Annotated in this window: 4 protein-coding genes and 2 pseudogenes; 1 reads left to right on the top strand and 5 read right to left on the bottom strand. The window is 75.4% G+C overall.

The features are described from left to right. The 4 genes and pseudogenes from G3I42_RS17425 to G3I42_RS17410 form a co-directional block, all read right to left on the bottom strand. Nucleotides 1-352 (bottom strand): annotated as a pseudogene (locus G3I42_RS17425) (hypothetical protein); the annotation flags it as partial. 227 nt (nucleotides 353-579) lie between these two features. Next, on the bottom strand, nucleotides 580-1,017 hold the full coding sequence (locus G3I42_RS17420) for a DUF6113 family protein (protein ID WP_164287024.1): 438 nt from the start codon (nucleotides 1,015-1,017) through the stop codon (nucleotides 580-582). Beyond that, nucleotides 1,014-1,943, bottom strand: coding sequence for an N-acetyl-1-D-myo-inositol-2-amino-2-deoxy-alpha-D-glucopyranoside deacetylase (gene mshB / locus G3I42_RS17415; protein ID WP_164287022.1), 930 nt, complete (start codon nucleotides 1,941-1,943; stop codon nucleotides 1,014-1,016). Before mshB ends, G3I42_RS17420 begins: the two co-directional genes overlap by 4 nt. Nucleotides 1,944-2,059: 116 nt before the next feature. Further along, on the bottom strand, nucleotides 2,060-2,254 hold the full coding sequence (locus tag G3I42_RS17410; protein ID WP_164287020.1) for a DUF2304 family protein: 195 nt from the start codon (nucleotides 2,252-2,254) through the stop codon (nucleotides 2,060-2,062). Between the two features lie 223 nt (nucleotides 2,255-2,477). Here G3I42_RS17410 and G3I42_RS17405 point away from each other — a divergent pair, with 223 nt between their 5' ends. Next, nucleotides 2,478-4,619 (top strand): prolyl oligopeptidase family serine peptidase, encoded by a 2,142-nt coding sequence (locus G3I42_RS17405; protein WP_164287018.1) that lies wholly within the window; start codon nucleotides 2,478-2,480, stop codon nucleotides 4,617-4,619. Here G3I42_RS17405 and G3I42_RS17400 read toward each other — a convergent pair. After that, a pseudogene (locus tag G3I42_RS17400) lies at nucleotides 4,600-4,880 on the bottom strand (hypothetical protein); the annotation flags it as partial. The gene G3I42_RS17405 and the pseudogene G3I42_RS17400 sit on opposite strands and share 20 nt — an antisense overlap.

The raw sequence follows: 4,880 nt of genomic DNA, 5'->3' as shown, positions 1-4,880 counted from the left end.
CGGACCGGGTGCGCTCGCGGCCCTGCGGCGCGCCCTGCGGGCCGCCCGGGTGCTGCGCGTCCTCGCCGCGCGCGGCGCGCTCCTCCTTCTCCCTCTCGCTCATCGGCGTGCGCAGCACGACGGGCGGGATGGGACGCGACCCCGGAATGTTGATCTTGATCCGGGTCGTCATGGTCGTCTCGGTCCTGCGCTCCTCGGAGCGACCCGCGCCGGAGGCCGCGGCGTCCTGCGGGGCGGCTGTGCCGTCCTCGCCCTGCGCCGGGGTGCCGTACGGGGGCGTGCCCGAGGGGTAGGCGGCACCGCCGCCGCTCCCCCGGGGGCCGGAGGACGAACTCTCAGTATCACGACTCAAGGCAGGCTCTCCTGGTTGGCTCCACCGCCCGTCACGACCTCCCGCGAGGGGGCTCCCCGGCCGAAGGTGGGGGGTGGCTCGGCGGCGCGCACCACCATACTGGCCGCCGGACGCCCTCCGTCCGGCCCGCTGGCCGAAGTCGGGGCTTCCGGGGCTTTCGCGTGAATGGTGACGTGCGCGGTCACGACATTGCCGGGTTCGGTGCCGGTACGAGCCCGGGTACCCCGTCAGGCGTTCGTACGCACCGCTCCGGGTCCGGCCCAGCCGCCCGGCCGCCCGCCCGTGGCACAGATCACAGCCACGGCCATGCCGCCGAGCAGGAACCCGTACGAACCGAGCCCGGCCCCGAAGACGTAGTCGCCCTCGGGGCGTGTCGTGGTGAGCAGTACGACGGCGACGAGCCAGCCGACGGCGGGGATCAGGCCCCCCGCGAGGGTGCGGGCGAGGCGGGCGCCCCCGTAGCAGAGCCCGGCGAGCGCGGCGAGCGCGAGGGCGAGGCCGCCGGGCGGCAGCGCGCCCTGGACGAGCGCCCCGGCGAGCCCCGTCACGAGGCCGAGCAGGGCGCCGCCCACGTATCCGGCGACGCGCGCGGGCTTGGGCGGCGTGGTGAGGAAGTGGCCCTCGGGAGCGGTGCGCTGGGCGGGGACCTTGGGCTTGTTGCTCATGACTGCGGCTCCCTGGAGGCGGAGGAGGAGGGCGGCACGAGCCCGGCGAAGAGCCCCGCTTCGAGGCCGTCCGCGCCCGGCGGCCCCGCCTCGCCCCGTACCAACTCGTAGTACTCGATGCCGAAGACGGGCTGGGCGAGGTCGTTGGAGAGGGCGAAGAGGGGTTCGGCGACGGTGATCTGAGTGGCGTGGGCGCGCATCGCGGCGAGCTTGGCGGGGAGGTGGGCGCGGGCGTCGACGGCGGTCGTGACGCGCGCGGCCTCGACGACTCCCGGGACGTCGTCGACGGCGGCGAGCCGGGCGAAGGGGCTGTCCGGCAGCGCGCGGCGGGCCTCGGCGAAGGCGGCCTCGGCGACGGGGCGCGGGAGCCGGTTCCAGTAGGTCTTGGCGATCGTGTGCGCGGGCCCGGCGGCGGGCAGCAGGCCCGGCTCGGCGGCGAGTTCGGCGGCACGCATCGCGACACGGTGGGCCTGGATGTGGTCGGGGTGGCCGTAGCCCCCGTCGGGGTCGTACGTGACGAGGACATCGGGCCGTACCTCGCGGATGACCGCGACGAGGTGCCCGGCCGCCTCGTCGAGCGGCGCGGACCAGAAGGAGCCGGGCCGGTCGTTCTGCGGCGCGCCCATCATGCCGGAGTCGCGGTAGCGGCCGGGGCCGCCGAGGAAGCGGTGGTCGCGGACGCCGAGGGCCGCCATGGCGCGCGCGAGTTCGCCGACGCGGTACGTGCCGAGCCGGTCGGCGCGGTCCGCGGCGAGGGGGGCGAGCGCGGGCGGGATGATCTCGCCCTCCTCGCCCAGGGTGCAGGTCACGAGGGTGACCTCGGCGCCGCTCGCGACAGCGGCGGCCATCGTGGCACCGTTGTTGATCGACTCGTCGTCCGGGTGCGCGTGGACGAGGAGCAGTCGCGGGCGGGCGTTCTCGGTCATGGGCCCAGCCTACGAGCCCGCGCCGGACGGGCCCCGCGCGCCACCCGCCGGGAGCGGGCGGCGGGCCCCCGTGCCCCCCGCCCTCACTCCTCGTGGCCGCCCGGGGTGGCGGCGGCTCAGAACTTGATGTCGCCCAGCATCCCCGCCACGTTGTTCGTCAGTTCCCTGATCGTCGGTGCGACCGAGGAGCCGGCCAGGAAGAAGCCGAGCAGCACGCAGACGACCGCGTGCCCCGCTTTCAGCCCCGACTTCCTGACGAGCAGGACGACGATGATCAACATCAGGACCACCGCCGAAATCGAGAGCGCCACGGCGGCTCACCTCCCATGCTCGCGAACTGCGGAGAAGTCCCCCGGCGACCGGCGCCGGGAGTGCGGCGGCACGGGAACAGCGCTGTCCCCGGGCACCCGCTTCGCACGGCGGACCTGCACCCACCTTGCGCTACGGATCATAACTATGAGTGGCTGCGCACGAGTCGTCGCACCGGAGCATGAGGGGCGCACCGTACGCCAACCGGGCTTCTAGGCTGGGGCCATGACAACGGAGTCCCTGAGTTTCCCCCGCCAGTACGCGCGCAGTCAGCGCTTCACCCTCGGAGCACCCCGCTCCCTCACCGTCGCCCCGGACGGCTCGCGGATCGTTTTCCTTCGTTCCAGGTCAGGGACCGATCGTTCGCAGATGCTGTGGGTTCTTGACGTGACCGAGGACGGCAAGAGCACCGAGCGGCTGCTCGCCGATCCGGCCGCCCTGCTCGGCGCGGGCGGCGAGCGGCTCTCGGCCCGGGAGCGCGCCCGGCGTGAGCGGGCCAGGGAGAGCGCGGCGGGCATCGTCGGGTACGCGGGCGACGCCGCCCTCACGACGCTGGCGTACGCCCTGTCGGGGCGCCTGTGGACGACCGATCCGCGCTCGGGGGCGAGCCGTGCGCTCGCCGTGCCCGGGCCCGTCATCGACCCGCGCCCCTCCCCCGACGGCTCGCTGATCGCCTACGTGTCCGAGGGCGCCCTGCGGCTCGTGGCCGCGGACGGGAGCGGGGACCGGGCGCTCGCGGCGCCCGAGGAGGCTCAGGTCACCTACGGGCTCGCGGAGTTCGTCGCCGCCGAGGAGATGGACCGGACGCGCGGCTTCTGGTGGTCGCCCGACAGCGCGCGGCTCCTCGTCGCGCGCGTCGACGAGTCCCCCGTGCAGCGCTGGTGGATCGCCGACCCGGCGCACCCGGACCGCGAGCCGGCCGCGGTCGCGTACCCGAGGGCGGGGACGGCCAACGCGGACGTGCGGCTCTTCCTGTACGACCTCGAAGGGGGCCGCACCGAGGTCACCTGGGACCGCGCGCGCTACCCCTACCTCGCGCGCGTGCACTGGACGGCCGCCGGGGCGCCGCTGCTGCTCGTGCAGTCCAGGGACCAGCGGGCGGTGCTCTACCTCGGCGTGGACGAGGAGAGCGGCGCGACGCGGATGGTGCACGCGGACGAGGACCCGGACTGGGTGGAGCTGCGCGGCGGTTCCCCGGCGTGGACGCCGGACGGCAAGCTCGTACGGATCACGGACGAGGGCGGGGCGCGGGTCCTCGCGGTCGGCGACCGGCTGCTGACCGGCGGGACGCTCCAGGTCCGCGCGGTGCTCGACGTGGGCGCCGACGACGTACTGATCTCGGCCTCGGCGGGCGCGGAGGCGGCGGACCGCGAGACCGGCGAGATCCACGTGCACCGCGTGAGCGCGCTCGGCGTCGAGCGGGTCAGCGAGGGCGCGGGAGTCCACTCGGCCGTGCGCGGCGGCCCGTTGACGGTCCTGTCGACCGCGACCACGGACGCCTTCGGGACCACGTACCGGGTGCTGCGCGACGGCGAGGAGATCGCCCGCCTCGCCTCGTACGCCGAGACCCCGGGCCTCACGCCGCGCCCGGTGCTCACGACCGGGGGCGCACGGGGGATTCCGTGCGCGGTGCTGCTGCCGTCCTGGTACCGCGAGGAGGAGGGTCCGCTTCCCGTCCTCATGGACCCGTACGGGGGCCCGCACGGCCAGCGCGTCGTGGCCGCCCGCAACCCGCACCTGACCTCGCAGTGGTTCGCCGAGCAGGGCTTCGCCGTCGTCGTCGCCGACGGGCGCGGCACGCCGGGGCCCTCGCCCGCGTGGGAGAAGGCGGTCAACCGCCGCCTGACGCTGAGCCTGGACGACCAGGTGGACGCGCTCCACGGCCTCGCGGAGCGCTTCCCGCTCGACCTGACGCGCGTCGCGATCCGCGGCTGGTCCTTCGGCGGCTACCTCGCCGCGATGGCGGTCCTGCGCCGCCCCGACGTCTTCCACGCGGGCGTGAGCGGCGCCCCCGTGACGGACCTGCGCCTCTACGACACGCACTACCAGGAGCGCTATCTCGGCGACCCGGCGGCCGAGCCCGAGGTCTACGCGCACAACTCGCTCGTCACCGACGAGGGCCTCTCCGAGGCGCGCGAGCCGCACCGCCCGCTCATGCTGATCCACGGCCTCGTGGACGACAACGTCGTCGTCGCGCACGGCCTGCGCCTGTCCTCGGCGCTCCTCGCCGCCGGCCGCCCGCACGAGTTCCTGCCGCTCTCCGGCGTGACGCACATGACGCCGCAGGAGGAGGTCGCGGAGAACCTGCTCCTCTTCCAGGTCGACTTCCTGCGGCGTTCGCTGGGCCTCAGCGCGCGGGAGGACTGACCGGCGCGGGGCTCGCCGTGCTCGCGCGCACCGGGGTGCGGAGCAGCGTGAGCACGGCGAGTCCCGCGAGGACGTACGCGAGGGTGCTGGCGAGCGAGAGTTGCAGGCGGGGCGTGCCGCTCAGCGCCCCGTCGAAGCGCTCCTGGCGCAGGGCCACCGAGAGCCTGACGAGCCCCCAGGCGAGGAGCATCGTCCCGGCGGCGGTGCCGAGCGCGCGCCCGGCCCGCGCGCGGGCCGCGCAGGCGATGCCCGCGGCGAGGG

Origin of the sequence: Streptomyces sp. SID11385, from assembly GCF_010548245.1 — a bacterium.
Taxonomy (GTDB): Bacteria; Actinomycetota; Actinomycetes; order Streptomycetales; family Streptomycetaceae; genus Streptomyces.
This window is presented reverse-complemented; position numbering and strand designations above follow the sequence as displayed.

Bases quoted from the DNA above. Each gene is read 5' to 3' on its own strand.
- mshB (WP_164287022.1), bottom strand. From the start codon at position 1,943: ATGACCGAGAACGCCCGCCCGCGACTGCTCCTCGTCCACGCGCACCCG.
- G3I42_RS17405 (WP_164287018.1), top strand. From the start codon at position 2,478: ATGACAACGGAGTCCCTGAGTTTCCCCCGCCAGTACGCGCGCAGTCAG.
- G3I42_RS17420 (WP_164287024.1), bottom strand. From the start codon at position 1,017: ATGAGCAACAAGCCCAAGGTCCCCGCCCAGCGCACCGCTCCCGAGGGC.